General features: G+C 63.5%; 25 protein-coding genes and 1 tRNA gene. 18 read left to right on the top strand and 8 right to left on the bottom strand.

Going from position 1 to position 24,770, the window contains the following annotated elements:
- Window positions 1-23 precede the first annotated feature (23 nt).
- The 7 genes from PI87_RS17765 (at window position 24) to PI87_RS17735 (ending at window position 6,042) form a co-directional block, all read left to right on the top strand.
- Complete coding sequence (locus tag PI87_RS17765; RefSeq protein WP_039599041.1) at window positions 24-1,523, top strand: RNA polymerase factor sigma-54; 1,500 nt, start codon at window positions 24-26, stop codon at window positions 1,521-1,523.
- Between the two features lie 51 nt (window positions 1,524-1,574).
- Window positions 1,575-1,928, top strand: a complete 354-nt coding sequence (gene hpf, locus PI87_RS17760) for a ribosome hibernation-promoting factor, HPF/YfiA family (protein WP_039599040.1) — start codon at window positions 1,575-1,577, stop codon at window positions 1,926-1,928.
- Between the two features lie 347 nt (window positions 1,929-2,275).
- The gene (ptsN, locus tag PI87_RS17755) at window positions 2,276-2,731 is read left to right on the top strand and encodes a PTS IIA-like nitrogen regulatory protein PtsN (RefSeq protein ID WP_039599039.1); all 456 of its coding nucleotides are present in this window, start codon (window positions 2,276-2,278) and stop codon (window positions 2,729-2,731) included.
- Window positions 2,732-2,795: 64 nt separating this feature from the next.
- Window positions 2,796-3,770, top strand: coding sequence for an HPr(Ser) kinase/phosphatase (hprK, locus tag PI87_RS17750; protein ID WP_021196399.1), 975 nt, complete (start codon window positions 2,796-2,798; stop codon window positions 3,768-3,770).
- Window positions 3,771-3,956: 186 nt separating this feature from the next.
- Window positions 3,957-4,304 carry a PsiF family protein gene (locus PI87_RS17745; protein WP_039599038.1) on the top strand — a complete coding sequence of 116 codons (348 nt, stop codon included), beginning with the start codon at window positions 3,957-3,959 and terminating at the stop codon, window positions 4,302-4,304.
- Window positions 4,305-4,397: 93 nt separating this feature from the next.
- Window positions 4,398-5,300, top strand: coding sequence for an RNase adapter RapZ (rapZ, locus tag PI87_RS17740; RefSeq protein WP_039599037.1), 903 nt, complete (start codon window positions 4,398-4,400; stop codon window positions 5,298-5,300).
- A gap of 88 nt (window positions 5,301-5,388) precedes the next feature.
- Window positions 5,389-6,042, top strand: coding sequence for an LON peptidase substrate-binding domain-containing protein (locus PI87_RS17735; RefSeq protein WP_039599036.1), 654 nt, complete (start codon window positions 5,389-5,391; stop codon window positions 6,040-6,042).
- 23 nt (window positions 6,043-6,065) lie between these two features.
- Here PI87_RS17735 and mutY read toward each other — a convergent pair whose 3' ends face one another.
- The 3 genes from mutY to mutM all read right to left on the bottom strand — a co-directional run bounded on the left by mutY (window position 6,066) and on the right by mutM (window position 10,377).
- The gene (gene mutY, locus PI87_RS17730; RefSeq protein WP_039599035.1) at window positions 6,066-7,214 is read right to left on the bottom strand and encodes an A/G-specific adenine glycosylase; all 1,149 of its coding nucleotides are present in this window, start codon (window positions 7,212-7,214) and stop codon (window positions 6,066-6,068) included.
- 102 nt (window positions 7,215-7,316) lie between these two features.
- On the bottom strand, window positions 7,317-9,260 hold the full coding sequence (locus PI87_RS17725) for a dynamin-like GTPase family protein (RefSeq protein WP_039599034.1): 1,944 nt from the start codon (window positions 9,258-9,260) through the stop codon (window positions 7,317-7,319).
- Between the two features lie 253 nt (window positions 9,261-9,513).
- A complete protein-coding gene (gene mutM, locus PI87_RS17720; RefSeq protein ID WP_039599033.1) occupies window positions 9,514-10,377 on the bottom strand; it encodes a bifunctional DNA-formamidopyrimidine glycosylase/DNA-(apurinic or apyrimidinic site) lyase in 864 nt (287 codons plus the stop codon).
- A 100-nt stretch (window positions 10,378-10,477) separates the two neighbouring features.
- Between mutM and PI87_RS17715 the strand changes: the two genes are divergently transcribed.
- The 8 genes from PI87_RS17715 (at window position 10,478) to PI87_RS17675 (ending at window position 17,327) form a co-directional block, all read left to right on the top strand.
- Window positions 10,478-12,406, top strand: a complete 1,929-nt coding sequence (locus PI87_RS17715; RefSeq protein WP_039599032.1) for a tetratricopeptide repeat protein — start codon at window positions 10,478-10,480, stop codon at window positions 12,404-12,406.
- 11 nt (window positions 12,407-12,417) lie between these two features.
- Complete coding sequence (gene lolB, locus PI87_RS17710; protein ID WP_039599031.1) at window positions 12,418-13,035, top strand: lipoprotein insertase outer membrane protein LolB; 618 nt, start codon at window positions 12,418-12,420, stop codon at window positions 13,033-13,035.
- A gap of 18 nt (window positions 13,036-13,053) precedes the next feature.
- Complete coding sequence (ispE, locus tag PI87_RS17705) at window positions 13,054-13,923, top strand: 4-(cytidine 5'-diphospho)-2-C-methyl-D-erythritol kinase (protein ID WP_039599030.1); 870 nt, start codon at window positions 13,054-13,056, stop codon at window positions 13,921-13,923.
- A gap of 50 nt (window positions 13,924-13,973) precedes the next feature.
- Window positions 13,974-14,050 (top strand) — tRNA-Gln (locus tag PI87_RS17700).
- A gap of 82 nt (window positions 14,051-14,132) precedes the next feature.
- A complete protein-coding gene (locus PI87_RS17695) occupies window positions 14,133-15,083 on the top strand; it encodes a ribose-phosphate pyrophosphokinase (protein WP_039599029.1) in 951 nt (316 codons plus the stop codon).
- Between the two features lie 153 nt (window positions 15,084-15,236).
- The gene (locus PI87_RS17690; protein WP_039599028.1) at window positions 15,237-15,863 is read left to right on the top strand and encodes a 50S ribosomal protein L25/general stress protein Ctc; all 627 of its coding nucleotides are present in this window, start codon (window positions 15,237-15,239) and stop codon (window positions 15,861-15,863) included.
- Window positions 15,864-16,053: 190 nt separating this feature from the next.
- Window positions 16,054-16,656 carry an aminoacyl-tRNA hydrolase gene (pth, locus tag PI87_RS17680; RefSeq protein ID WP_039599026.1) on the top strand — a complete coding sequence of 201 codons (603 nt, stop codon included), beginning with the start codon at window positions 16,054-16,056 and terminating at the stop codon, window positions 16,654-16,656.
- A 23-nt stretch (window positions 16,657-16,679) separates the two neighbouring features.
- On the top strand, window positions 16,680-17,327 hold the full coding sequence (locus PI87_RS17675; protein WP_039599025.1) for a DUF4124 domain-containing protein: 648 nt from the start codon (window positions 16,680-16,682) through the stop codon (window positions 17,325-17,327).
- A gap of 60 nt (window positions 17,328-17,387) precedes the next feature.
- On the opposite strand, the gene PI87_RS17670 is transcribed toward PI87_RS17675, so the two are convergent.
- The 5 genes from PI87_RS17670 to PI87_RS17650 all read right to left on the bottom strand — a co-directional run bounded on the left by PI87_RS17670 (window position 17,388) and on the right by PI87_RS17650 (window position 22,025).
- The gene (locus PI87_RS17670; RefSeq protein WP_039599024.1) at window positions 17,388-17,648 is read right to left on the bottom strand and encodes a YfhL family 4Fe-4S dicluster ferredoxin; all 261 of its coding nucleotides are present in this window, start codon (window positions 17,646-17,648) and stop codon (window positions 17,388-17,390) included.
- Between the two features lie 50 nt (window positions 17,649-17,698).
- Window positions 17,699-18,202 (bottom strand): pantetheine-phosphate adenylyltransferase, encoded by a 504-nt coding sequence (coaD, locus tag PI87_RS17665; protein WP_039599023.1) that lies wholly within the window; start codon window positions 18,200-18,202, stop codon window positions 17,699-17,701.
- A 206-nt stretch (window positions 18,203-18,408) separates the two neighbouring features.
- Window positions 18,409-19,086, bottom strand: a complete 678-nt coding sequence (gene rsmD, locus PI87_RS17660) for a 16S rRNA (guanine(966)-N(2))-methyltransferase RsmD (RefSeq protein ID WP_039599022.1) — start codon at window positions 19,084-19,086, stop codon at window positions 18,409-18,411.
- A 75-nt stretch (window positions 19,087-19,161) separates the two neighbouring features.
- Window positions 19,162-20,505: a M16 family metallopeptidase gene (locus PI87_RS17655; protein WP_039599021.1), complete on the bottom strand. Its 1,344-nt coding sequence runs from the start codon at window positions 20,503-20,505 to the stop codon at window positions 19,162-19,164.
- A complete protein-coding gene (locus PI87_RS17650; RefSeq protein ID WP_039599020.1) occupies window positions 20,505-22,025 on the bottom strand; it encodes a M16 family metallopeptidase in 1,521 nt (506 codons plus the stop codon). Before PI87_RS17650 ends, PI87_RS17655 begins: the two co-directional genes overlap by 1 nt.
- 59 nt (window positions 22,026-22,084) lie before the next feature.
- On the opposite strand from PI87_RS17650, the gene ftsY reads away from it, so the two are divergent.
- The 3 genes from ftsY (at window position 22,085) to PI87_RS29455 (ending at window position 24,770) form a co-directional block, all read left to right on the top strand.
- A complete protein-coding gene (gene ftsY, locus PI87_RS17645) occupies window positions 22,085-23,329 on the top strand; it encodes a signal recognition particle-docking protein FtsY (protein WP_039599019.1) in 1,245 nt (414 codons plus the stop codon).
- Between the two features lie 375 nt (window positions 23,330-23,704).
- Window positions 23,705-24,208 carry a hypothetical protein gene (locus PI87_RS28105; protein ID WP_232314021.1) on the top strand — a complete coding sequence of 168 codons (504 nt, stop codon included), beginning with the start codon at window positions 23,705-23,707 and terminating at the stop codon, window positions 24,206-24,208.
- Window positions 24,209-24,488: 280 nt separating this feature from the next.
- On the top strand, window positions 24,489-24,770 hold the full coding sequence (locus PI87_RS29455) for a hypothetical protein (RefSeq protein ID WP_198139576.1): 282 nt from the start codon (window positions 24,489-24,491) through the stop codon (window positions 24,768-24,770).

Genomic DNA, 24,770 nt, shown 5'->3' with positions numbered 1-24,770 from the left:
CTGTTGGGCATAGAATAGCCCGCATGAAACAGTCGCTCCAGCTCCGCCTCTCTCAGCATCTTGCGCTCACGCCGCAGCTGCAGCAGTCCATCCGGCTGCTGCAGTTATCGACCATCGAACTGCAGCAGGAAGTTGAACAGGCACTGACCGAGAACCCGCTACTGGAGCGAGAAAACGAGTGGCTCGACACCTCCGCGCGTATCGGAGCGGATGGCTCCGTCAACGCGCTGCAGAACAACAACGCCACGCCGCTGCCCACCGAATCGCCACCGCCCTCACCCAACGGCGCAGACAGCAGCGACGCCCCTGACAACAGCTACGAGAACGGCGCCGACTTCGACAGCGATTACGGCTCCGATCGCTCCGACTGGAGCCTCGACGACTTCGCTCGCAAACCGCAATCGGACGAAGACGATCGCGCCCCGCTGCAGTTGCGCGAGGCCGAGCAAAGCCTGCGCGAATTCCTCATGGAACAGCTCGCGCCACTCAAGCTGTCGATGCGCGACAAGGGCCTCGTCATCTTCCTGATCGAATCGCTCGACGATGAGGGCTATCTGTCCGCCTCGCTCGACGAGATCCTCACCGACCTGCCCGCAGAACTCGAAGTCGAACTCGATGAGCTGCAAGCCGCGCTGCGCATGCTGCAGAGTTTCGATCCGCCGGGCATCGGCGCGCGCTCGGCAGCCGAATGCCTGTCGCTGCAGTTGCATCGGCTCGATTCGCCAGCGAAGGCGCTTGCGCTCATCATCGTCAATCAGCATCTCGAACTGCTCGCCGCGCGCGACTACACGCGGCTGAAGAAGGCGCTGTCCGTCGACGAACCTCCACTGAAGGCCGCGCATGAACTGATTCGTTCGTTGGCGCCGTTCCCCGGCCACGCCTTCGGCCGCGCCGAAGCCGACTTCGTGGTGCCTGACGTTGTCGTTCGCAAGACCGCCGCGGGCTGGGTCGCACAACTGAATCCGGATGTCATGCCGCGCCTGCGCATCAACGACATGTACGCGCAAATCCTGCGCGGCAGTCGTGGCGAAACCGGTGCCGCCAATCTGCAGCAGAAGCTGCAGGAAGCTCGTTGGCTGATCAAGAATATTCAGCAGCGCTTCGACACGATCCTGCGAGTCTCGCAAGCAATTGTCGAACGTCAAAAGAGCTTTTTCACGCACGGCGAAATCGCCATGCGCCCCTTGGTTTTGCGGGAAATAGCTGATACGCTGGGCCTACACGAGTCCACGATCTCCCGTGTGACGACAAACAAGTACATGGCGACCCCCATGGGGACGTTTGAGCTGAAGTACTTCTTCGGCAGCCATGTATCGACGGAAACCGGCGGGGCCGCGTCATCCACTGCGATACGCGCGCTCATCAAGCAACTTGTAGGAGCCGAAGACCCGAAGAATCCTCTGTCCGATAGCAGAATTGCCGAGCTGTTAGGTGAACAAGGATTCGTGGTGGCCCGTCGGACGGTGGCCAAATACCGCGAAGCCCTCAAGATCCCTGCAGTGAATCTGCGCAAGTCTTTATAGCCGCATCGCGGGCAATTCCGGTGCGGCCCATCCGTGAGAAGGAGAACCGCTATGAACTTCAAACTCAGTGGACACCACCTGGACATCACGCCGCCGTTGCGTGAATACGTGGAAACGAAACTGGAGCGTGTGATCAGGCACTTCGATCAGGTCATTGGCGTCAGCGTGCTGCTATCGGTCGATAATCACAAGGAGAAGAGTCGTCGCCAGTACGCGGAAATCAACCTGCACCTCAAGGGTAAGGACGTCTTCGTCGAGTCACACCATGAAGATCTTTATGCGGCCATCGACCTCTTGGTCGACAAGCTGGACAGGCAGGTCATCAAGTACAAGGATCGTGTGCAAGGACACGATCGCGACAGCGTGAAGCACCAGGCCTTCCAAGCCGTGCAGATGCAGCAATAGCAACCCGCACCGCAAAAAACCGCGCCCTCAGATGGCGCGGTTTTTTTATGTCGTGGTGCATTCCTGACGAATCCGATTGCATCCGAATTAAGTCGGGCTAAAATCTGACGAAAGTATGAATGCTGGGCGTGGCGTGGGTTTTGCCGCCATGCTGGCAACAACAGGGTCGATGCGCAGGCGCAATTTGCCGGCACCGACTGAATCGCAGCCTTTGGGGGATTCGCCTTCTGCCCTACGCGGCACACCGCTGGTGCGTCGCACAAAGCCGCGCGGCACGTGGTCTATAATGACTCGATTGTCCGCGCCATTTTGGTGCAGAAGGACGCCGCTCATTTCACGCATTGCACATGAATCGCTTGGCCAAACTGCTGCCGCCCGGGAACATTGCCCTCGACGTCAGCGTAACCAGCAAAAAGCGGGTCTTTGAACAGGCCGGTCTGCTGTTCGAGAACAACCACGGCGTCGCACGCTCGGTCGTCACTGACAACCTGTTCGCGCGCGAATCGCTCGGCTCGACGGGGCTGGGTGCCGGCGTGGCCATCCCGCACGGCCGTATCAAAGGGCTCAAGCAGCCTCTGGCAGCGTTCATGCGCCTGGCCGAGCCGGTGCCGTTCGAGTCGCCCGACGGCAAGCCTGTCTCGCTGCTGATCTTCTTGCTGGTGCCGGAACAGGCCACCCAGCAGCATCTTGAGATCCTCTCCGAAATTGCCCAGCTGCTGTCCGATCGCGACATGCGCGAAGGCCTCGCCACCCTGCCGTCGCCCGAGGCGATTCACCAGCTACTGACCGACTGGCGGCCTTGAGCGCGGTGCAATCGGTGTAGCAACGCAACCGATTGCGAACGCGCACCGCCCACCCCCGCCTGCTATGGAACTGACCGGCGTCACCGCCCAATCGATCTTCGACGACAACGCAGCTGATCTGAAGCTGTCGTGGGTCGCCGGCCTGGAAGGCGCAGACCGCGCGTTCGATGTGGATTTCGCCAAGGAAGCCACCTCGGCGGCAGACCTGGTCGGGCACTTGAACCTCATCCACCCGAACCGCATTCAGGTGCTCGGCAAGCCCGAGATCACCTACTACCAGCGTCTGTCGGAAGAGAACCGCAAGCGCCAGATGGGCGAGCTGATCCTGCTCGAGCCGCCCTTCCTGGTGGTAGCTGATGGCGTCGATCCGCCGCCGGATCTGGAGCTGCGCTGCACGCGCTCGTCCACGCCGCTGTTCACCTCGCCGATCTCGTCGGCAGCCGTGATCGATCACCTGCGCTTGTACCTGTCGCGCATCTCCGCACCGCGAGTGACGATGCACGGGGTGTTTCTCGACATCCTCGGCATGGGCGTGCTGATCATGGGCGACTCGGGCCTGGGCAAGAGCGAACTCGGCCTGGAGTTGATCTCGCGCGGCCACGGCCTGGTTGCCGATGACGCGGTGGATTTCGTGCGCCTGGGGCCTGACTTCATTGAAGGCCGCTGCCCGCCGCTGCTGCAGAACCTGTTGGAAGTGCGCGGCCTGGGCCTGCTCGACATCAAGACGATCTTCGGTGAGACGGCGGTGCGCCGGAAGATGAAGATCAAGCTGATCGTGCAGCTCGTGCGCCGCAACGACGGCGAGTTCGAGCGCCTGCCGCTTGATTCGCAATACCTCGACGTGCTCGGTCTGCCGATCCACATGGTCAAGATTCAGGTGGCAGCCGGTCGCAACTTGGCTGTGCTGGTCGAGGCTGCCGTGCGTAACACCATCCTGCGCCTGCGCGGCATCGACACGCTGCGCGACTTCATGGACCGCCAGCGCGCCGCCATGCAGGCCGAGGCCGCTTCGCACTCGCCCCAGGGCCGCCTGCTTTAACAAAGCCGCTACAAAGTTTCGCAATTGGACGGGTTTTACCCTAGTTTTCGTTGCGAAACGTCAACCCGACATGCGACCTCCCCGTTGTGGGAGGGAATGCGCCGAGCACGCACGCGGCGGCGTTCATCGCGAGCGCGGCAACCCAATCTGCCCGCTCTTCTGACGGTACCCAAGGAGAATACGACGATGAAACAACTGATTGCCGCTTGCGCCCTGGCGCTCCCGTTCCTGGCTGGCCAGGCGTTCGCCCAAGGCAGCGCACCGGCTGCCGCGGCTCCTGCCGCACCTGCAGCCGCCGCCCCGGCAGCTAAGAATTCGCAGCAAGACAAGATGAAGCAATGCAACATGGATGCCGCCGGCAAGAAGGGCGACGAGCGCAAGGCATTCATGAAGGGCTGCCTTTCGGACAAGCCGGCTGCCGCAGCCGCGCCGATGACCCAGCAGCAAAAAATGGCAGCCTGCTCCAAGGCCAACAAGGGCAAGAAGGGCGACGAGTTCAAGAACGCCCAGAAAGAGTGCCTCTCGAAGGGCTGAGCATCCGCTTAGCGCAGTATCGGAAGGGCGACCCAAGCGGTCGCCTTTTTCTTTGGTCGCTGGTTTGCCACAGAGGAATGCTATCCTCGCAGCATGCGGATCATTCTCATCACCGGTATGTCGGGTTCAGGGAAATCGGTCGCCCTGAACGTGCTCGAAGATGCAGGCTATTACTGCGTCGACAACCTGCCCGCGCAGTTCATTCCCGAACTGGCGCGCTATCTGGCGGACCAGGGCTACACGCACCTGGGCGTGGCCACCGACATCCGCAGCCGCGAGTCGCTGCGCAAGGTGCCCGAGACGATCACGACGCTGCGCAAGGAACACGACGTGCGCATGCTGTTCCTGACCGCCAGCACGAACGCGCTGGTGCAGCGTTATTCAGAAACGCGCCGTCGTCACCCGCTCTCCATCCGTAACGGTCGCCCTGCATCTGCACAGGCGAATGCCGAACCGCCGCAGGCGCCGAAAGATGCCGACACGTCGCTCATCGAAGCCATCGAGATGGAGCGCGAACTGCTCAGCCCGCTGGCTGACCCGGCGCATCGCATCGACACCAGCACGCTGCGCACCAACGCCTTGCGCGCGTACATCAAAGAATTCATCAGCGACGAGCCGCACGACATCACGCTGATGTTCGAATCATTCGGCTTCAAGCACGGCGTGCCAACCGATGCCGACCTCGTCTTCGACGTGCGCTCGTTGCCCAACCCGTACTACGACACGCACTTGCGCCCGCTGACCGGCCGTGACCAGCCCGTCATCGATTTCCTGCAAAGCCAGCCGATGGTGCTGGCGATGGCCGAAGACATCCGCGCGTACGTCGAAAAGTGGCTGCCGAGTTTCATTGCCGACAACCGCAGTTACCTGACGGTTGCGATCGGCTGTACGGGCGGCCAGCATCGCTCCGTGTATATCGCCGAGCGGCTCGCCACGTACTTCCGCGCGCATGGTAATGTGTTGGTTCGCCACCGCGAAATGGCCATAGAGGGCTGAATCGCGCGCCAAGCGCGCCGGCCCCCTGATTCAGGGAGTCGGCTTGCGCGGCGCTATGCGAAGGTCTTGCCGTCCGCGCCACCCACTCATGCAAGAAGACATCGCTCTCTCGCCGTTCTCACCGCTGCCGCCGCTTCCCACCGAGCTGTCGCTGTTTCCACTGCACACGGTGCTGTTCCCCGGTGGCCTGCTCCCGCTGCGCATTTTTGAAGCTCGCTACATGGACATGGTCCGCGCCTGCCTGCGCGACCAAACTCCTTTTGGCGTCTGCCTGATCGAGCGCGGCAACGAGGTCGCCACAACAGATACATCGACCGTGCCGGTGGACGTCGGCTGCATCGCCCATATCGTTGAATGCGATATGGAGCAACTGGGCCTGCTGATGATCAAGGTGCGCGGCACGCAGCGCTTCAAGGTGCTGTCATTCGAAACCACCGCCAATGGCCTGATGCGCGGCACGGTGGAACCGATCGGTGCTGACGTGCAGGACTGCAAGAGCGAACTCTTCGACGACTGCGTGAACGCGCTGCGCCGCATTGTCACCACGCTCGGTGCGCGCGAAGACGGCAATGTGCCGATGGCCGAGCCATACGACTGGAACAGCCCGAGCTGGGTTGCCAACCGACTGTGCGAACTGCTGCCGGTGCCGCTCAAGGCCAAGCAGAAGCTGATGGAACTGATGGATGCCGGCATGCGCATCGAAATCGTCCATCGCTACATGAAGCAGCATCACATTCTCTGATGCTGCCCCAGCCGGGCTCAGGCTTAGATCAGGCTCGGCTGCACCAATGTCTCCAGCGCCAGCTTTACGGGCGCGGGCAATCCCACCGAGTTCAATTGCGCAAGCGGCACCCAGCGCCAGTCATCGTCGAGCGCGGCAGGCTTGGCGATGCCCGCGCGCAGCAGATGCATGTGCAAGCGGAAATGCGTGAAGGTGTGCGTGAGCGCACCGGCAGCCTCCACTGCCGAGACAGCGCCATAGACCTGCGCGGCCTGGCGCACAACATCTGCGTCCAATGGATGCGCGTCTAGCGCGTCGTCCATCTCGCCCACCAACGGCAGCGACCACAGCCCGCCCCAGATGCCACGCTGCGGGCGTCGCTGTAGCAACACGCTTTCACCGTGCAGGGCGATCACCATGGTGGCGGCACGCTCCGGAATCGCCTTGCGCGGGCGCGGCACAGGCAGCTCCATCACGCGGTTGGTGCTGCGTGCCTCGCACAACGATTCGAGCGGACATGCACGCTCGCCGGTCAGGCAGGCAGGCTTGCCGCGCGTGCAGACGGTCGCGCCCAGGTCCATCAAACCTTGCGTGTACGACTGGATGCCGTCAGCCGGCGGCAATACGGCTTCGGCGATGCGCCACATGGTGTCTTCGACGCGCTTGTCGCCGGGAAACCCGTCAATGCCGAACACGCGTGCGAAGACGCGCTTGACGTTGCCATCGAGAATGGCCGCCCGCACGCCATACGAAAACGCCGCGATGGCCGCTGCAGTGGAACGCCCGATGCCCGGCAGCGACGCCAACACCTCGGGATCGCGCGGGAAGATGCCCCCGTGCTCGGCCACCACGATCTGCGCGCAGCGATGCAGGTTGCGCGCACGTGTGTAGTAGCCCAGGCCAGCCCATGCAGCCATCACGTCATCAGCGGGGGCGGCGGCCAACGCCTGCACGGTTGGGAAACGTTCGATGAAGCGCGCGTAGTAACCGAGCACCGCAGTCACCTGCGTCTGCTGCAGCATGATCTCCGACAGCCACGTGCGATACGCGTCGCCGGTGTTCTGCCACGGCAGATGGTGACGGCCATGACGCTGCTGCCAGGCGATCACACGCACGGCGAAATCATCGGGAAGCGAGGGCAATGCAGGGGCAGGTTGCGCGGCTCGGCGCGTGCGGCGTGGGGTGGCGGTCATGCGTGTGATGAAGAAGCGGTGCGCGGAACGTGCACGCTGGCGGCGATCCTACCAGAACGAAAAAGGCGCCCGCAGGCGCCTTTCTCATGGGCAACAAATACGTCAGGCCGCGACAGAGTGCCGCTCCAGAAGCGTCCCGGCCGCAAGAATGCGATCGGTGTACTGGGCGATCGTGCCGCTGCGCTCGTCCAGCGTGTTGAGCAGCGCTTCAAGCTCGGCAATGCGCGCTTCCAGCGTGTCGGTGGCTTCGTGGATGCGCTCGATCGAATCCACGCGCTTGCGCAGCTGCTTCTGGTGATCGCGCACCTGCGCTTCCAGCGGCGTCATGACCGACTTCAGCCAGATCTCGATATCGCGGTTCATGTCCTGGAAGGTATCCAGCACGCGGCTGGCCACCGTCGAGAACGCACCGTGCACGAGTTGCGGCTTCGGGCGAGTCAGGAAGCTGAACGCGCCAAAGTGGTTGTGCGCGAGCATCAGCGTTTCTTTCAGGTCAGCGTCGTAGCGCGTGCCCAGGAAGCGCAGCGGCGGCGACAGCGTGAAGCCGTGCTCGGCGTTGAACTTCTTGTACATGCCGTCGACCATCTGGTGCAGTTGGTCGATGCGGTTGGCTGCGTCGCGCACCAGACCGGTCAGGTGGCCGAACAGCTTGTCCATGTCATCGCGCAGGCCGCGCGAGAACACGCGCTCCTTCATCTTCTCGCGCGCTTCGCGCATGGTCGTGCGGATCTGTTTGAGCTGCACGCTCTTGATGATCTCCGCGCTGTGGCGGCCGAACACCGTGCGCAACGCCTGGAACTTGGCGATGCTCTGCTCGAACTCTTCCTTCTCGCCCTGCACACGCATCAGCATGTGCTTGACCATCGTGTGGTTCTTGCCTCGCAGGCCGCGCAGCTCGAACAACTGCTCGACGATGTCGCGGCGGCGCATCTGCAGCAGTTGCTGAGCACCGGCGGACATGTCCTTCACCGCCAGCTGCACTTGCTCGGTCACGATCTCGCGACGCTGCGGAATCAGCTGATCCGACAGCACCGACTCCAGCTCCAGCAAGCGGCTCTTGGCCAACAGCTCATGGTCCTGGCTAACCTTGGCCAGCAAACCCTTCTGCGCTGACACCGGATACACGCGCTCAACATCGATATCGAGCACCTGCGCCGTGGTGATGATCTGGCGGCTGACTTCGTCTTCGACTTCCTGCTCGGTCTTGAGCGGGTCCCACAGGCCATCGACCTTGTTGAGCACGGCGATGCAGCCCTTGCGCTGGCCACCGCCCACGTGCGAGCGCCACAGCTCCAGATCGCTCTTGGTCACGCCCGCGTCCGCTGCCAGCACGAACACGACGACGTGCGCATCCGGAATCAGGCGCAGCGTCAGCTCAGGCTCCGTACCGATGGCGTTCAGGCCCGGCGTATCCAGGATCACCAGACCCTGCTTGAGCATCGGATGCGGGAAATTGATGATCGCGTGACGCCACTTCGACACTTCCACCGTGCCGGCGGCGTCCACCGAAAAGGCGGCGTCAGGATCCGCATCGTTGTACAGGCCAAGCTGCTCGGCTTCTTCCTTGGGCACGCGCACGGTTTCCACCACGTGGCGGAACGCTTCGAGCATGCCCTCGGGCGACGACGGATCGAGCGGCACCGACAGCCAGTGGCTGCCGGCATCGCGGAAGTCGGCCGTCGACGCATCGTGCAGACGCGTCTCGATCGGCAGCAGACGGATCGACGGCGGATAGCTTTCGTCGTACATCAGTTCGGTCGGACACATCGTGGTCCGGCCCGCCGACGACGGCAGAATGCGGCGGCCAAAGTCTGCAAAGAAGATGGCGTTGATCAGTTCGCTCTTGCCGCGAGAGAACTCGGCAATGAAAGCGACCTTGAGCTTGTCGCTGCGCAGAACGCCGCGAATGCGCTGGGCGCGCATGTCGGCCTGGGCGTCGTACAGCTCCTGGTCTTGCAGCCAGTCCTGGAATTCTCCCACCGACTGCAGAACCGAAGCGCGCCAGGTACCGTACTGCTCGAACTGTGTGCTCAGTGTGTTGTTCATCGTTCTGTCTTATTGTGTGCGCGCCCCGACCATGAAAATGCGCGCGCCCCCTCGGCATCGCAGATACCGCCCAATTACGGCACAGAAATGCACAAATTTAGGTGGAACGATACAGGGAACCGACAGGTTCCGGGAGAACTTTCCACCGACTTGTCCGGGCCGGCTAGCCAAGTGTTGCGGGATGCCATCGGCGGCCCGCTACCCCCCTTCGAAAACCTTGCGAAATGACGGGCGAATCTCTCCGGAAGGCGCTTCAGCGCTGGCAGGTCGGGCAGTAGAAGGTGGAGCGCTGCCCCTGGACGATCTGGCGGATCGGCGTGCCGCACACGCGGCATGGGAGACCGGCCCGGTCGTACACGAACGCCTCAAGTTGGAAATACCCGCTCTGGCCGTCGGAACCGACGAAATCGCGCAGCGTGCTGCCACCCCGGTCGATCGCATCGGCCAGCGTGGCGCGAATCGCCTCCGCCAGCGCGGCGTAACGCGGCCGGCTGATGCGCCCGGCCGCCGTGGTTGGCCGGATGCCGGCCCGGAACAGGCTTTCCGAGCAGTAGATATTGCCCACGCCGACCACGATATCGCCCGCCAGCAACGCCGATTTGATGGCAACGCTGCGCCCGCGCGTGCGGGTGTACATCCAATCGCCGTCGAAACGCGCATCGAAGGGCTCGATGCCGAGGTTGCGCAGCAGCGGGTGCTCGGCCAAACCCGCTTCATCGCCTGGGTGCCAAAGCACGGCACCAAAACGGCGCGGATCACGATAGCGCAGCGTGATCGGCACGCCGGTTGCATCGACCAGCTCCAAGTCGATGTGATCGTGCGTACCGGGTGAAACCGGGGCTTCCAGCACACGCAGCGTGCCGGTCATGCCAAGGTGAATCAGCAGCCAGCCACCAGCAGCATCGGCGTGGCCTGCGTCGGGCATGCATTCGATCAGCAGATACTTGCCACGGCGCAGCAGGCGCGTGACGGTCAGGCCGGCGAGCAACGCCGGCAAGGCAGGATCGACCGGCCAGCGCAACCCGTGGTGGCGCACCACCGCGCGCACGATACGTCGCCCCGTAATATGCGGTAGCAAACCCAGGCGGGTGACTTCCACCTCTGGCAGTTCAGGCATCGAACCTCCGTCGCATGTGCTGCTCCAACCTTTTTTACGATGCGGGCGATTGTAGCGGTCAGGCTACAATGCCCTGAACCCCATCTGGAGCTTCAAGACCATGCCCCACGCTTTCTCCCGTTCGCCTGCGATGCAACGTCCGCGGCGATTTCCGCGCAGCCGAGCGATCCTGCTCGCCTCGCTGGTTGCGGGAGGGCTGGCGGGTCTGCCGGCATGGGCGGCAAACCCAAACGCCGTGGCACCACTGGTCGCACAGGTAGCACAAGATGGCAGCCGCCCCACCATCCAGCTTGAACGCTCACGCTCGCGTGGCAGCCTGCTGAATTCGGAGCGCACCGATCTGCCGTCGATCGCGCTCGATCAAGACATCATGTACCGCGTGCTGGCGTCGGAGATCTCACTGCAGCGCGGGCTGGTCGAGCCGGCGTACCGCACCTACCTGGATCTCGCGCAAGACACGCGCGACCCGCGCTTCGCCCAGCGCGCCACCGAAATCGCCTTCCTGACCCGCTCGCCAGCACAGGCGCTGACCGCCTCGCGACTGTGGGTCGAGCTGTCGCCGACCTCCATGCCCGCGCGCCAGGTGCAGCAGCTTCTGCTGGTGGCCACAGGCAAATGGTCCGAAGTCGAGCCTATGCTGCAGGCGCAGTTGAACAAGGTGTCGCCCGGCCAGCGTGCCGACGCCATCCTGCAACTGCAGCAGCAGATGTCCAAGAGCACCGACCCTGCCGGCGCCGTGGCGGCACTCCAGCGCATCGCCGCGCACGACATGCAGCGCCCGGAAACGCATCTCGCTCTGGCACGCGCCAAGGTCGTCGCCAAGGATGTGCCGGGCGGGCTGGCAGAGTTGGACACCGCCCTCAAGCTGCGCCCCGGCTATGAAGATGCCGCCATCCTGGCCGCCGAACTGCGCGCCGATGACGACCCCGATGCCGCCATTGCCGGCCTGCGCACCTTCCTGAAGGCGGCGCCCGCCTCCATCGACGGCCACCTCGCGCTCGCCCGCATGTACCTTGTGCGCGATCAACAGGACAAGGCCCGCGGCGAATTCGAAGCGCTCAAAAAAATCGCCCCCAATGACGCGCGCATCACGCTGGCGCTCGGCCTGCTGACACTGCAACAGCGCCAGTACGACACTGCAGAACGCTATCTGAAGGAATACGTCGCGGCCACCGCCAAGTCGCCCACGCTGAGCCCCGAGCCCGGCTACCAGGGCCTCGCCCAACTCGCCGAGGAAAAGCACGATTACGCCGGCGCACTGGTCTGGGTCGACAAGATCACCGGCTCGGCCAACGGCGATGCCGACGGCCAAACCGCGCTGGCCGCCGGCATCAAGCGCGGCCAGTTGCTCGGCAAGCTGCGCCGCATCGACGAAGCACAGCAAACCTTCGACGAACTCGTTGCCGATGCGGAAGACATTCCTGACGGCCCACGCCGCCAGGCCCTGATGGATGGCATTCGCCAGGCCGAGATCGGCATGCTGATGGACGCCAAGGCCTATGGCCGCGCCCGCGCCCGCGTCAACGAGTTGCTGAGGGCCGACCCGGACAATGTCGAATACACGTACCAGCTGTCCATGCTCGAAGAGCACGACGGCCACTACGACAACATGGAGACGCTGCTGCGCAAGGTGATCGACCTGCGCCCCGGCCAGGCCATCGGCTACAACGCACTTGGCTACTCGCTGGCCGATCGCAACGTACGCCTGCAGGAAGCACAGGAACTGCTGGAGAAGGCCGTGTCGCTGGCGCCGGATGATCCCTACATCGCCGACAGCCTGGGCTGGGTCAAATACCGCCGCGGCGATCTGCCTGCCGCCACCGACATCCTGCGCAAGGCATGGTCGAGCGCCCCGCAGGCCGAGATCGGCGCCCACCTGGGTGAAGTGCTGTGGCAATCGGGCAAACAGGACGATGCGCGCAAGATCTGGACGGAAGCGGCCAAGCTCGACATCAATGACAACACCCTGCGCGACACGCTGCGCCGCTTCGGCCAGCCGATTCCCGGCGCTCCCGTGAGCGCCAATTGAAGGCACCGCGGATGACGCTGCAGTTTTCCCGCGTACTCGGCGCACTGGTGCTGGGCGCGAGTTGTGCGCTGTTTGCCGGCTGCGCGAGCGTGCGCCCGACCAACGACCTCTTCGCCGGCACGCAAGACAACGACGCCACCGTCACGCGCTACCAGGGCCGCTTCTCCGCGCGCTACATGCAAGGCAACGCCGAGCAAAGCGCGGTGGGCAGCTTCCTGTGGCGCGAGCGCGGCACCGATGTGCAGCTTGAACTGATGTCGCCGCTAGGCCAGACGATGGCGGTGGTCAGCCAAAACACTCAGGGCGCCACGCTCGAATTGCCCAACCAGCCGCCGCGCCGCGCACCCGAAGTCGACACGCTGATGCAGGATGCGCTCGGCTTCTCGCTGCCGGTGTCTGGCCTGCGCGACTGGCTGCGCGCCCGCCCCGCCCCCGGCACGCCGGCCCGCGTGGCACGCGACGCGCAATCACGCCCCGAGACCATCGAACAGAACGGCTGGACCGTGCACTACGTCGCCTGGACAGACGACACGTCTGCCGATGCGCGCATCCGCCGGCTCGATCTTGATCGCCAGCAGAGCACCGGCACCAACGGACCGCTCACCGTGCGGCTCGTGCTGGACCAGTAACGTCGTCATCGCCTCACCATGACTTCCGCGTTCACCGAGCTGCGCGATTGCCCCGCGCCCGCCAAACTCAATCTCTTTCTGCACGTGGTCGGCCGCCGGCCCGACGGCTACCATCTGTTGCAGACGGTCTTCCAACTCATCGACTGGTCTGACACGTTGCACTTCTCGCGACGCGCTGATGGCCGCCTCGCGCGCACCACCGATGTGCCCGGCGTGCCGGCCGACGAAGATCTCGTGATGCGTGCCGCGCGCCTGCTGCAGACTGAAACCGGCTGCACCTACGGCGCCGACATCGCCGTCGAGAAACGCCTGCCGATGGGTGGCGGCATTGGTGGCGGCTCGTCCGACGCGGCCACCACGCTGCTCGCGCTCAATCGCCTGTGGGGCCTCGACCTGCCGCGCACGACGCTGATGGCACTGGGCCTGAAACTCGGCGCCGACGTGCCCTTCTTCGTGTTCGGCCAGAACGCCTTCGCTGAAGGCATCGGTGAAGAACTCACGCCCGTCACGCTGCCGCCGGCAACGTTCGTTGTCATCCATCCACGCGTGCATGTGCCTACCCCCGCAATTTTTTCAGATGAAGGGTTGACACGCGACACGCCACTCACCATAATTACGGACTTTCCTGACCAACAAATTGTTTTCGCTTACGGTCGCAACGATCTGCAAGCGGTGGCGGAAAGGAAATACGGCGAAATCGCCCGAGCACTTGCCTGGCTGCGTCAGTTCAGCCCTCTGGCAAGAATGACCGGATCCGGCGCCTGCGTGTTTGCTCCGTTCAATAACGTTGAGCATGCGCAAGTGGTAGCGGATCAGGTGCCTTCCGAGTGGGAAGGTCGGTGTGTGGCAGGTCTGTCGCATCATCCGCTTGAGCGATTTGCTGTGTAAGGTTTGCAGTTATTGCTTCTGCAATGGAAGCAGTAACCGATCGGTTGTGTAGGGGCGTCGCCAAGCTGGTTAAGGCACCGGATTTTGATTCCGGCATGCGTAGGTTCGAATCCTTCCGCCCCTGCCATTTCTTCCTTATAGTTCCCAGCAATAGCCCGGTTGGTGTTTCAGCCAACCGGCGCGTCTGAAGTCGAAAAACAGGTGCCCCGATGAGCAGCGAAGGCTTGATGGTTTTTACCGGCAACGCCAACCCGAAACTCGCCGAAGCTGTCGTCAAGCACCTAGGCATCCCGCTCGGCAAGGCCCTCGTCGGCCGATTCTCCGATGGTGAAGTTCAGGTCGAGATCCAGGAGAACGTGCGCGGCAAGCACGTGTTCATCCTGCAATCCACCTGCGCCCCGACCAACGACAACCTGATGGAACTGATGGTGATGGTCGACGCGCTCAAGCGCGCGTCCGCCCGCCGCATCACGGCAGCCATCCCCTACTTCGGCTATGCCCGCCAGGACCGCCGCCCGCGTTCGGCGCGTGTGGCCATCACGGCCAAGGTCGTGGCCAACATGCTGGAAGTCGCCGGCGTCGAGCGCGTGCTGACGATGGACCTCCACGCCGACCAGATTCAAGGCTTCTTCGATATCCCGGTCGACAACATCTACGCGTCGCCCGTCCTGCTCGAAGACCTGCGCAAGAAGAACTACAGCGATCTGCTGGTGGTGTCGCCAGACGTTGGCGGTGTGGTGCGCGCCCGTGCGCTCGCCAAGCAGCTCAACACCGACCTCGCCATCATCGACAAGCGTCGCCCCAAGGCCAACGTGGCCGAGGTGATGAACATCATCGGTGAAGTCGAAGGCCGCAACTGCGTGATCATGGACGACATGATCGACACTGGGGGCACGCTGTGCAAAGCCGCCCAGGTGCTCAAGGAGCGCGGCGCCAAGCAGGTGTTCTCGTACTGTACGCACCCGGTGCTGTCGGGCGGCGCCGCTGCCCGCATCGCAGACTCGGCACTCGACGAAGTGGTCGTGACGGACACCATTCCGCTGCGCGACGATGCCCTCAAGTGCGGCAAGATCCGCCAGCTCTCGACCGCCCCGCTGCTGGCCGAGACCTTCACGCGCATCGTGCGCGGCGACTCGATCATGTCGCTGTTTGCTGAATAATTCAGCAAATCTGCGGGTCCCTGTTATAATTCAAGGCTTTACTGCAGAAAACGTCGATTAGACGGCACTTCTGCGGTGTCTGCGGGGCGCAATATGGCGCCCCGTTCACCAGACGGCTTGGTCGCGAGTCGTCTTTTTTCGTTTGGAGCAAACATGAAAGTTGTCGCTTTCGAGCGTAGCGTTCAGGGCACTGGTGCGAGCCGCCGCCTGCGCAACGCCGGCAAGACCCCGGGCATCATCTACGGCGGTGAAGCCGAACCGAAGATGATCGAACTCGATCACAACGCGCTGTACCACGCGCTGAAGAAGGAAGCCTTCCACTCGTCGATCCTCGACATCGAAGTGGCTGGCAAGGTGGAAAAGGCGCTGCTGCGCGATTTCCAACTGCACCCGTTCAAGCAACTGGTTCTGCACATCGACTTCCAACGCGTCTCGGCCAAGGAAAAGATCCACGTCAAGGTGCCGCTGCACTTCCTGAACCAGGAATCCGCACCGGGCGTGAAGCTGGGCCACGGCATCGTGAACCACATCCTGAACGACGTTGAAGTGTCGTGCCTGCCGGCCGACCTGCCGGAGTTCATCGAAGTGGATCTGGGCACCCTGGAAATCGGCCAGACCCTGCACATCTCCGACCTGAAGCTGCCGAAGGGCGTGACCATCCTCACCCACGGTGGCGATGAGAACCCGGCTGTGGCCAACATCAGCGTGCCGGCTGGCGAGAAGTCCGCCGCCGCCGAAGAAGGCGCTGCTGCTGCAGGCGAAGACAAGCCGGCTGCCTAAGGTTGCCGCACCGTCGCGTCTTCGGGCGCGACACGAAAAAGCCCGCCGAGCTGGTCTCGCCGGGCTTTTTTTCTGCCTGCGTTTCCCTGTCCATGCCGCCTTGCCTCCATGCTGTGAATCCAATGGATGAAAGCGGCTATGCTGGTACGATCAAGGGGCGCTTCCTGCACCTCACCCTAGACTTCATCGCATGATCAAACTCATCGTCGGGCTCGGCAATCCGGGCGCCGAATATGCAGCCACGCGGCACAACGCCGGTTTCTGGCTGGTCGACCAGCTCGCACGCATGGGCAACGTGACCCTGCGCAACGAGACGCGCTTTCACGGCTATGCAGCGCGCGCCAACCTGTGGGGCAACGAGGTGTGGCTGCTGCAGCCGCAAACCTTCATGAACCGCTCGGGCCTGTCGACCGTGGCGCTGGCACGCTTCTACAAGGTGATGCCCGATGAGATCCTGGTCGCGCACGACGAGCTTGATCTGCCGCCTGGCGCGGTCAAGCTCAAGCTTGGCGGCGGCTCGGGCGGCCACAACGGCCTGAAGGACATTGCCGCACACCTGACCACGCAGCAGTTCTGGCGTCTGCGACTGGGCATCGGCCACCCGCGCAATCTGCTGCCGCCGGGCACGGCGCCGTCCGGTCAGCATGACGTGGCCAACTTCGTGCTCAAGGCGCCGCGCAAGGAAGAGCAAGACCTGATCGACCGCGCCATCGACCGCAGCCTGGACGCCCTGCCCGACCTGATTGCGGGCAACGCAGAAAAAGCCATGATGCGCCTGCACACCGCAAGCTGACTCGCCTGCACAAGGACAACGCCATGAACCCGTTCACCGCGCTCACCTCACGCGCCGCCGCGTCGGCGGGCCTGGCGCTCGGCCTGTGGGTGGCAGTGCCCGCGCAGGCACAGGTCTATCGCTGCAGCGAGAACGGCCACACGGCCTATTCCGATCACCCCTGCGGCACACGCGCGACAGAAGTCCCACTGATCGACAACACTCCTACCGCCGCCGATCAAAAAGCCGCCCGTGAACGCGCCACCGCCGAGGCCGCTGAAGTGCGTGAGATGGAAACCTCACGCCGCAAGGCGCAAGCTGCAGAGGACGCTCGCCAGGCCCAAATCGCCGCGCTGGCCGCGGAGCAAGCGCGCCGTGATCAGCGACAAAAGGTTGTGGTGGCGCAGGAAGGCGTGCGCTACTGCCATCGCGTCTACGTGGGGCCCATGCCGTACCCGATGCCCTATCCAACGCCAATGCCGGTGGTCCGCCCGCCCGTCACGATTACGCCTGCGCCGGCTACCGGAGTGTTGCGCCCGCCGAGCGGCAGCGCCAAGCCTTTCGTGCCAGCGCCGGTTGCGCCAACGCCGGTCGTGCCGCACCCACCACGGCCGCATCCGCCGTACTACCGCATCGTCTGCGAGCCGGGTTATGCGTACGAGGGTCCGGAAGATCTGCTGCCGATCCAGTAAGCGCGGAGCAATCGGCAAGCACCAATGAAAAGAGACGGCCGGAGCCGTCTCTTTTTTTGCCTACGCCGCACGTGGGGCGGAGGTGAGCTGGATGTACTTCTGCATCAACTGATCCTGCGTCTCGGCGTGGGCCGGGTCCTTGGGGATGCAATCGACCGGACACACCTGCTGGCACTGCGGCTCGTCAAAGTGCCCGACGCACTCGGTACATTTGCCCGGGTCGATCACGTAAATCTCCGGGCCCATCGAAATTGCGTTGTTCGGGCACTCGGGCTCGCACACGTCGCAATTGATGCACTCATCGGTAATTATGAGCGCCATGATGCCTTCCTTGAAATGACCGGCGGGAGGGCTCCCGCCAAAGCGTCATTTTATTCCGATTTGCCGGCGTCATCTGCCTTGCCCGTCTTCTCCTTGAGCCATTTCTCGACCGAGGGGAACACGAACTTGCTGACGTCGCCACCCAGGATGGCGATCTCGCGCACGAAAGTGCCCGAGATGAACTGGTATTGGTCCGACGGCGTGAGGAACATGGTTTCCACGTCCGGCAACAGGTAGCGGTTCATACCGGCCATCTGGAATTCGTATTCGAAGTCCGACACGGCACGCAGGCCCCGCACGATGACGCGCGCGCCGTTCTTGCGCACGAAATCCTTCAACAGGCCGGAAAACCCTTCGACCCGCACGTTCGGATAGTGGCCGAGCACTTCACGGGCGATTTCAATGCGCTCTTCCAGCGCGAAGAACGGCCGCTTGTTCGGGCTCTGTGCCACCCCGACAATCAGCTCGCCGAAAATGTTGGACGCACGGCGAACGAGGTCTTCGTGGCCGCGCGTGAACGGATCGAAAGTGCCGGGATAAACCGCGATCACCATGGTTCCTCCACCAAGGGGAAAAGAGCATCCATTAGCGCGGCGTGGGACTTGGCCGCGCCTGTACTGCTTCGGACACCGTTGCGTTATCGAGCGCGGCAAGTCCCGAGCCTGCCGCCCGCACGTTCCGGCTGGCGTTTGGCGACCTCACGACCAAACTGCTGCGAGGTGCCGCCAGATGCCCATGCACCGGTAACGAGCGGCGTAGTTTAACCTTTTTTGCGCAGCAACAAATGCGCATGCACCGCACCGGCGCGCAAGTGCTTGTGCAGCGCGACATCGGTCGGCAGCGGAATGCCCGCCACCGCTTCCTTCGCTTGTGAATCAGTACTCACATCCACCAGAGGCTGCGGCGCTTCTAGATAGATCACCCCGCCCGGCTTGACCACCCGGATGGCAGCCTCCAACGCACGCAACGACCAATCCTGTGCAAACGGCGGATCGATGAACACCGCGTCAAACACACCGTCAGCTTGGCGAGCCAGCCAGGTGAAGGCGTCGCCCGAGACGATGTCGACCATGCGGGCGCCGAGCTTGTCGCACACGGCGTGCAGCGCGCGCACGGCGGGAACATGGTTCTCGACCAGCGTCACGTGCGCCGCACCGCGTGATGCGGCTTCCAAGCCAAGCGCGCCGGTGCCGGCAAAGATGTCGGCGCAGCGCCAGCCGGTCAGATCCTGGCCGAGCCAGTTGAAGACGGTTTCACGGACGCGGTCGCTGGTCGGGCGCAGGCCATCGGCGTCGACCACCGGCAGCGGCGTGCGTTTGTACTGCCCGCCAATGATGCGCACCTGCTGCGGTGCACGTGCGTGCGACGTGGCGGTCTTGGCCTTGGGGCCCTTCGGGCCCTGGGAGCTGATCGAACGATTTGAAGTACGGGATGCCATGGGCGCGATTGTAGTGCGAGCGCAAACAAAAACCGGCGGGAATGCCGCCGGTTTTTCGGTTGAGGGCGCAGTGCGTCAGTTTGTCGCCGGGCCGCCCACCACGATGGTCGCCATGGTCTGCGGCTGCAGTACGCGCTGGAAGGCCGTACGCACCTGGTCGCGCGTAACGGCAGCAATGCGCTGCGTCCACGTGTCCAGGTAGTCCAACGGCAGGTTGTACCAGCCGATGTTGGCCACGTTGTCCAGCAGCTTGCGGTTGCTGTCCAGGCGCAGCGGGAAGCCGTTGACGAGGTTGTCCTTGGCGGCCTTAAGCTCCGCTTCGGTCGGGCCGTCGGCGACGAACTTGGTGACGGTATCGCGCACCACGGTCAGCGCTTCCTCGGTCTGGTCCTTGCGCGTCTGCAGGGCCAGCTCGAATGGCCCGGGCTGCGCAGCCGGTGCGAAGTAGCTGCCGATGCTGTAGGTCAGGCCGCGCTTCTCGCGCACCTCGTTGGTCAGGCGCGCGCTGAAGCCACCGCCGCCCAGCACGTAGTTGCCGACCAGCAGCGGGAAGTAATCCTTGTCGCTGCGGGTGATACCGGGCTGGCCGATGATGATGGTGGCCTGCTGCGCCGGATGCGGAATGCGGATCGTCTCGGCCTTCGCCAGCGGCATCTTCACCTCGGGCAGCGCAGGCGGCGTGGCGCCATCGGCGGGCAGGCCGCGCGTGATCTGCTCGGCGATGGCCTCGGCTTCCTGGCGGCTGATCGCGCCGATCAGCGTCACCACCGCGCGCTTGGCCGTGTAGTTGGCCTGGTAGTAACGCACGATGTCATCGCGCGTGATGCTCTCCACCGATTCCGGCGAGGCAGTCTGCCCATACGGATGCGTGCCGTAGATGGCGGTACCGAACGCGCGCTCGGCCAGCACCCCGGGCTTGGTCAGCGATTCACGGATGGACGCCACCAGGCGCTGCTTGTCGCGCGTGAGCACAGCGTCTGGGAAGGTCGGTGCCGAGATGATCTGCGTCATCAGCGCGATGGCCGGGCCGCGTTCGGTCGGGTCCGACAGCGTGCGCAGACGCAGGCTCGTGCGGTCACCGCCCGCGCCGCCGCCAAAGCTCGCCCCCACGTCGGCAAACGCATCGGCAATCGCCGCTTCATCGCGTGCAGGGGCGCTGCCTTGTGCGGCGACACCCTTGTCGAGCATGCCCGCCGTGAGCGATGCGAGGCCCACCTTGGCCGCCGGCTCATAGCGCGAGCCCGCATCCACATCAAGGTTGATGTCGAGCATCGGGATCGACGGGCTCGGCACGAAGAACACGCGGGCGCCGGTCGGCGCCGTCCAATGTTCGATGGGCAGCGCGGCCAGCGCGCTCTGCGCCGCCGCAGCAACGATGGCGACCAGCGCCGTCTTCAGGGTCAGGGACATGGCGCGCATCAACGCAGCCCTCCTTCTTCGCGCATGCCGGGAACAGGCTTGCGCGCCGGTTTGTTGGGATCGATCGGTTGCGGCAGCAGCGTGGCGACGACGAGGTTGTCTTCGCTGAAGTACGTCTTGGCAACCTGTTGGATCTGCGCCGACGTGACCGCCTTAATCTTGTCGAGCTGGCGATCAATCGAGCGCCACGACAGACCGCTCATCTCAGTCATGCCGATCTCCATGCCCTGGCCGAACACCGAATCGCGCTTGTAGATCTGCCCGGCCACAACCTGCGCCTTGACGCGCTTCAGCTCGGCATCGGTCACACCTTCCTTGGCAATGCGGTCGATCTGCGCGCGCAGGGCCTGCTCGATCTCGGCGGTGGTGTGGCCATCGGCGGGGGTGCCGTCCATGATGAAGATCGAGGGGCCGCGATTCAGGCCATCGTAGCCGGCGTTGACGTCGTCGGCGATGCGCTTGTCGCCCTTGACGAGCTGGCTCGACAGGCGCGCATTGTCATAGCCGTCAAGCACGGCGGAGAGCACTTCGAGCGCGTACGGGTCGACATCCTTCTCCACATCCCTGAGCGCCGGTACCTTGTAAGCCAGCACCACGTACGGGTTCTCGGCCGGCGCCTTCACCCAGATGCGCTTCACACCAATCTGCTTGGGCTCTTCCTGCGCATAGCGGCGCGGCAGTGCGTGCGGCTTGAGCTTGCCGTAGGTGCGCTCCGCAAGGCGGAAGGCCTCGTCGGGGTTCACATCGCCCGCGACGATCACGGTGACGTTGTTGGGCGTGTACCAGGCGTGATACCAGTCCTGCGCGTCCTGCACGGTCATCGTGTCGAGATCGCCCGGCCAGCCGATGGTCGGGTTGCGGTACGGCGCGGCGTTGAACAGCGTGGCGAGCATCTGCTCGTAGACAGTCGAACGGGCGGAGTCGTCGATGCGCATGCGGCGCTCTTCCTTCACCACGTTCATCTCCGGCTTGAACTCCTTGTCGGTGAGCTGGAGATTGGCCATGCGATCGGCTTCGAGCTTCATCACATCGCCCAGGTGCGACTTCTCGATCTGCTGGTAATACATCGTGAAGTCGCGCGTGGTCATGGCGTTCTCGCGGCCACCCATGGCGGCCACACGGCGGGAGAACTCGCCAGGGCCGACGTCCTTGGTGCCCTTGAACATCATGTGCTCAAGCATGTGGGCCACGCCGGTGGTGCCATTGTGCTCATCGATGCTGCCAGCGCGATACCAGACCATGTGGGCCACGGTGGGCGCTCGGTGGTCTTCCTTGACGATCAGGCGCAGGCCATTGGACAGCTTGTATTCGTGCGTATCGGACTGGCTGACGCCAACCTTGGCGCCCGCTGCAACGGCTGCCGGACGCACCGGTGCAGCCGCCAGTTCCTGTGCACCAACGGGGCCGGCCAGCAGGCCCGCCGCCAGGGCGATTCCTGAGACCATCGCGGCCAATTGCCAACGGGGTGGGCAAACCCGCGACCGGATCCGGCTTGAGACGTTTCGCATGGAAGAGCGCATAAGGGCCGTCTGATAAAATTCGACGCTTGATTCTAACGGCGAATAGACCCGCCCCTGCGATGTTTAGTTTCTGGAAAAAACGTAAGGCAGCGCCCGAGCCGGCAGTCGAGCCAACACCGCCCGCTGCTTCTGAAGTCGTCGAGATTCCGGCACCTGTCCTGGCGCCCACTCCGGCGCCCGTCCCCGTGCCGTCGCCCGAAGCCGTTCAGGCACCGGTGCCTGCCCCGGCTGCGATCACCGCTCCCGCGCCGGCACCCGCTGCGGTTGCTGTCCCCGTACCTGCGCCCGTACCAGTGGCTGCGCCGGCCCCGGTTGCCGTAGCGGACACCCCTGCGGCGCCCGCCACACTCGACATGCTGGCCGACGACGTCGAAACCGTGCCGACGCCCCCCGTGGTCGAGCAGGCGCGCAAGGGCTGGATGTCACGCCTGCGCTCGGGCCTGTCGAAGACGAGCAAGAACCTGACGACGCTGTTCGTCGGCGTGAAGGTGGACGAGGCGCTGTTCGAAGAGCTGGAAACCGCGCTCCTGCTGGCCGACGCCGGCGTCGACGCCACCGAATACCTGCTGGGCGAACTGCGCCGCCGTATCAAGGCCGAGCGCATCGAAACCGCCGAAGGCGTGAAGACCGCCCTGCGCGACCTGCTGGTCGAGCTGCTGCACCCGCTGGAAAAAACCATGGTGCTCGGCCGTGAGCAGCCGATGGTGATCATGATTGCGGGCGTCAACGGCGCCGGCAAGACCACCAGCATCGGCAAGCTGTGCAAGCACTTCCAGACCTACGGGCAATCGGTGCTGCTGGCCGCGGGCGACACGTTCCGCGCGGCCGCACGCGAGCAGCTCGTGGTCTGGGGCCAGCGCAACAACGTGACGGTGGTGGCGCAGGAATCAGGCGATCCGGCTGCGGTGATCTACGACGCGGTGAACGCGGCGCGCGCACGTGGCATCGACATCGTCATGGCCGACACCGCCGGCCGCCTGCCGACACAGTTGCACCTGATGGAAGAGCTCAAGAAGGTGCGCCGCGTGACCGCCAAGGCCATGGCCACGGCACCGCACGAAACGCTGCTGGTGATTGATGGCAACACCGGGCAGAACGCCCTGGCTCAAGTGAAAGCCTTTGACGAAGCGCTGGGCCTCACGGGCCTGATCGTCACCAAGCTGGATGGCACCGCCAAGGGCGGCATCCTCGCCGCCATCGCGCGGCAGCGGCCGGTGCCGGTGTACTTCATCGGCGTGGGGGAGCAGGTGGAAGACCTGCAGCCGTTCTCCGCACGCGAATTTGCGGATGCGCTGCTGGGGTAAAAGCCCACGAGACCTTGTTGCACCAAAACGCCCTGACTTGCTCAGGGCGTTTTTATTTGTGGTCTAACCCATCGCGCATCGGACAGCGCCTAAAAATAGCGGACACACATCACACGCCGGTCGGTTTTCAATCGATATTGACTTTCTTGCTTACGCCATTGGGCAAAGATGGTGGGTGTTTCGTCTTGCATTTTTTAAAGGAGACACCGCAATGCAAAACATCCCAGCACGCTCATCACGAATACATCAGTTGACTGCCATCCATGCAAAGGCGGCAACATGATTCGGTACTTTCTCGCCCGCGGCGACCGGGCGGGTAGCGCCACAGTCACGGAGGGATTGCCATATATCACGTGCACCAATCCACCACCAGCCGTGCAAATCGCCACGCTCTACATGAAGACGTACTGCACGGCGTGCAAGCGGGAGGGATTCATCGCACCACAGGGGCCGCGCCATCCTGGTACAGCGCCCAACGGCAAGGCGTGGGCGTTGGGCGGGGACATCAACGTTTGTGGGTGCAATCCGCCGCCTGTCTTCCATGCGCCTGTGCGCGGTATGAGGATGACGTTCACGGGCGAGGAGCTTGTGCGCATGGGTGTGACGGTTGCGCCCGCCCATGCGCCGCAGAACGAGCACGCACATGAACACTACGACCTATTTTTCCATGCAAAGCATGAACGGACCGGCAAAGACCTCTGCCACGTGCGCTACAAAATTACCCTTGAAGACGGCAGGCAATTTATAGGGGTGACTGACGAGAACGGCTATACGCAGAAGGTTTCCGCCGACACAGCGCAGGTTGCAAGAATCGAGATTCCCCACTATGACAACAGCACAACTGACACCTCAAGCGAACCAGAACCCTGCGGTTGTTAATGGGAGCGGCGAGCTAAGCGGTTCGCAATGGGTCGCGAGGTTCCCGGGTAGTAGTAGCACGTCAGCCCTAGTGCCAGAATTCGGCGAGTCTGTGAATCAGTTCATAGAGGCGATGCGAAATGCCGGCGCTACGATCACAGTTTCCGCGACGTACCGGCCGCCAGAACGTGCGTACTTGATGCATTGGTCATGGAAGATCGCTCACGGAACCGCTCCGTCGTCCGTCCCGCCAATGGACGGAGTCAACATCGAATGGGTGCATCCGACTCTGGATGCGTCCGTGAGCGCCGCCCGAGATATGGTTAACGCATATGGAATGCAAAACCTTCAGATACCTGCGGCGCTGATTAGCCGGCACACCCAGCGCAAAGCAATCGATATGACGATCGGTTGGTCGGGCACCCTAGCCATCAGGAATGCCGCCGGGGAAATAGTCACCATTACATCAACGCCGCGAACCGGCATGAATGCCATATTGAAACAAGTCGGCCAAAGTTACGGCGTCATCAAATTTGTTGGTGGCGCTTCGGACAAACCTCACTGGTCAACGGATGGACACTGA

Source organism: Ralstonia sp. A12, assembly GCF_000801955.1.
Lineage (GTDB): Bacteria > Pseudomonadota > Gammaproteobacteria > Burkholderiales > Burkholderiaceae > Ralstonia.
The sequence above is the reverse complement of the archived record's forward strand: the minus strand, read 5'-3'. Positions and strand labels throughout refer to the sequence as shown.

Bases quoted from the DNA above. Each gene is read 5' to 3' on its own strand.
- PI87_RS17765 (WP_039599041.1), top strand. From the start codon at position 24: ATGAAACAGTCGCTCCAGCTCCGCCTCTCTCAGCATCTTGCGCTCACG.
- PI87_RS17690 (WP_039599028.1), top strand. From the start codon at position 15,237: ATGAAAGTTGTCGCTTTCGAGCGTAGCGTTCAGGGCACTGGTGCGAGC.
- hpf (WP_039599040.1), top strand. From the start codon at position 1,575: ATGAACTTCAAACTCAGTGGACACCACCTGGACATCACGCCGCCGTTG.
- PI87_RS17745 (WP_039599038.1), top strand. From the start codon at position 3,957: ATGAAACAACTGATTGCCGCTTGCGCCCTGGCGCTCCCGTTCCTGGCT.
- PI87_RS17695 (WP_039599029.1), top strand. From the start codon at position 14,133: ATGAGCAGCGAAGGCTTGATGGTTTTTACCGGCAACGCCAACCCGAAA.
- PI87_RS17655 (WP_039599021.1), bottom strand. From the start codon at position 20,505: ATGCGCGCCATGTCCCTGACCCTGAAGACGGCGCTGGTCGCCATCGTT.
- PI87_RS17715 (WP_039599032.1), top strand. From the start codon at position 10,478: ATGCCCCACGCTTTCTCCCGTTCGCCTGCGATGCAACGTCCGCGGCGA.
- coaD (WP_039599023.1), bottom strand. From the start codon at position 18,202: ATGGTGATCGCGGTTTATCCCGGCACTTTCGATCCGTTCACGCGCGGC.
- rapZ (WP_039599037.1), top strand. From the start codon at position 4,398: ATGCGGATCATTCTCATCACCGGTATGTCGGGTTCAGGGAAATCGGTC.
- PI87_RS17670 (WP_039599024.1), bottom strand. From the start codon at position 17,648: ATGGCGCTCATAATTACCGATGAGTGCATCAATTGCGACGTGTGCGAG.
- pth (WP_039599026.1), top strand. From the start codon at position 16,054: ATGATCAAACTCATCGTCGGGCTCGGCAATCCGGGCGCCGAATATGCA.
- mutY (WP_039599035.1), bottom strand. From the start codon at position 7,214: ATGACCGCCACCCCACGCCGCACGCGCCGAGCCGCGCAACCTGCCCCT.
- ispE (WP_039599030.1), top strand. From the start codon at position 13,054: ATGACTTCCGCGTTCACCGAGCTGCGCGATTGCCCCGCGCCCGCCAAA.
- PI87_RS17725 (WP_039599034.1), bottom strand. From the start codon at position 9,260: ATGAACAACACACTGAGCACACAGTTCGAGCAGTACGGTACCTGGCGC.
- PI87_RS17650 (WP_039599020.1), bottom strand. From the start codon at position 22,025: ATGCGCTCTTCCATGCGAAACGTCTCAAGCCGGATCCGGTCGCGGGTT.
- hprK (WP_021196399.1), top strand. From the start codon at position 2,796: ATGGAACTGACCGGCGTCACCGCCCAATCGATCTTCGACGACAACGCA.
- mutM (WP_039599033.1), bottom strand. From the start codon at position 10,377: ATGCCTGAACTGCCAGAGGTGGAAGTCACCCGCCTGGGTTTGCTACCG.
- PI87_RS17735 (WP_039599036.1), top strand. From the start codon at position 5,389: ATGCAAGAAGACATCGCTCTCTCGCCGTTCTCACCGCTGCCGCCGCTT.
- ftsY (WP_039599019.1), top strand. From the start codon at position 22,085: ATGTTTAGTTTCTGGAAAAAACGTAAGGCAGCGCCCGAGCCGGCAGTC.
- PI87_RS17675 (WP_039599025.1), top strand. From the start codon at position 16,680: ATGAACCCGTTCACCGCGCTCACCTCACGCGCCGCCGCGTCGGCGGGC.
- lolB (WP_039599031.1), top strand. From the start codon at position 12,418: ATGACGCTGCAGTTTTCCCGCGTACTCGGCGCACTGGTGCTGGGCGCG.
- rsmD (WP_039599022.1), bottom strand. From the start codon at position 19,086: ATGGCATCCCGTACTTCAAATCGTTCGATCAGCTCCCAGGGCCCGAAG.
- ptsN (WP_039599039.1), top strand. From the start codon at position 2,276: ATGAATCGCTTGGCCAAACTGCTGCCGCCCGGGAACATTGCCCTCGAC.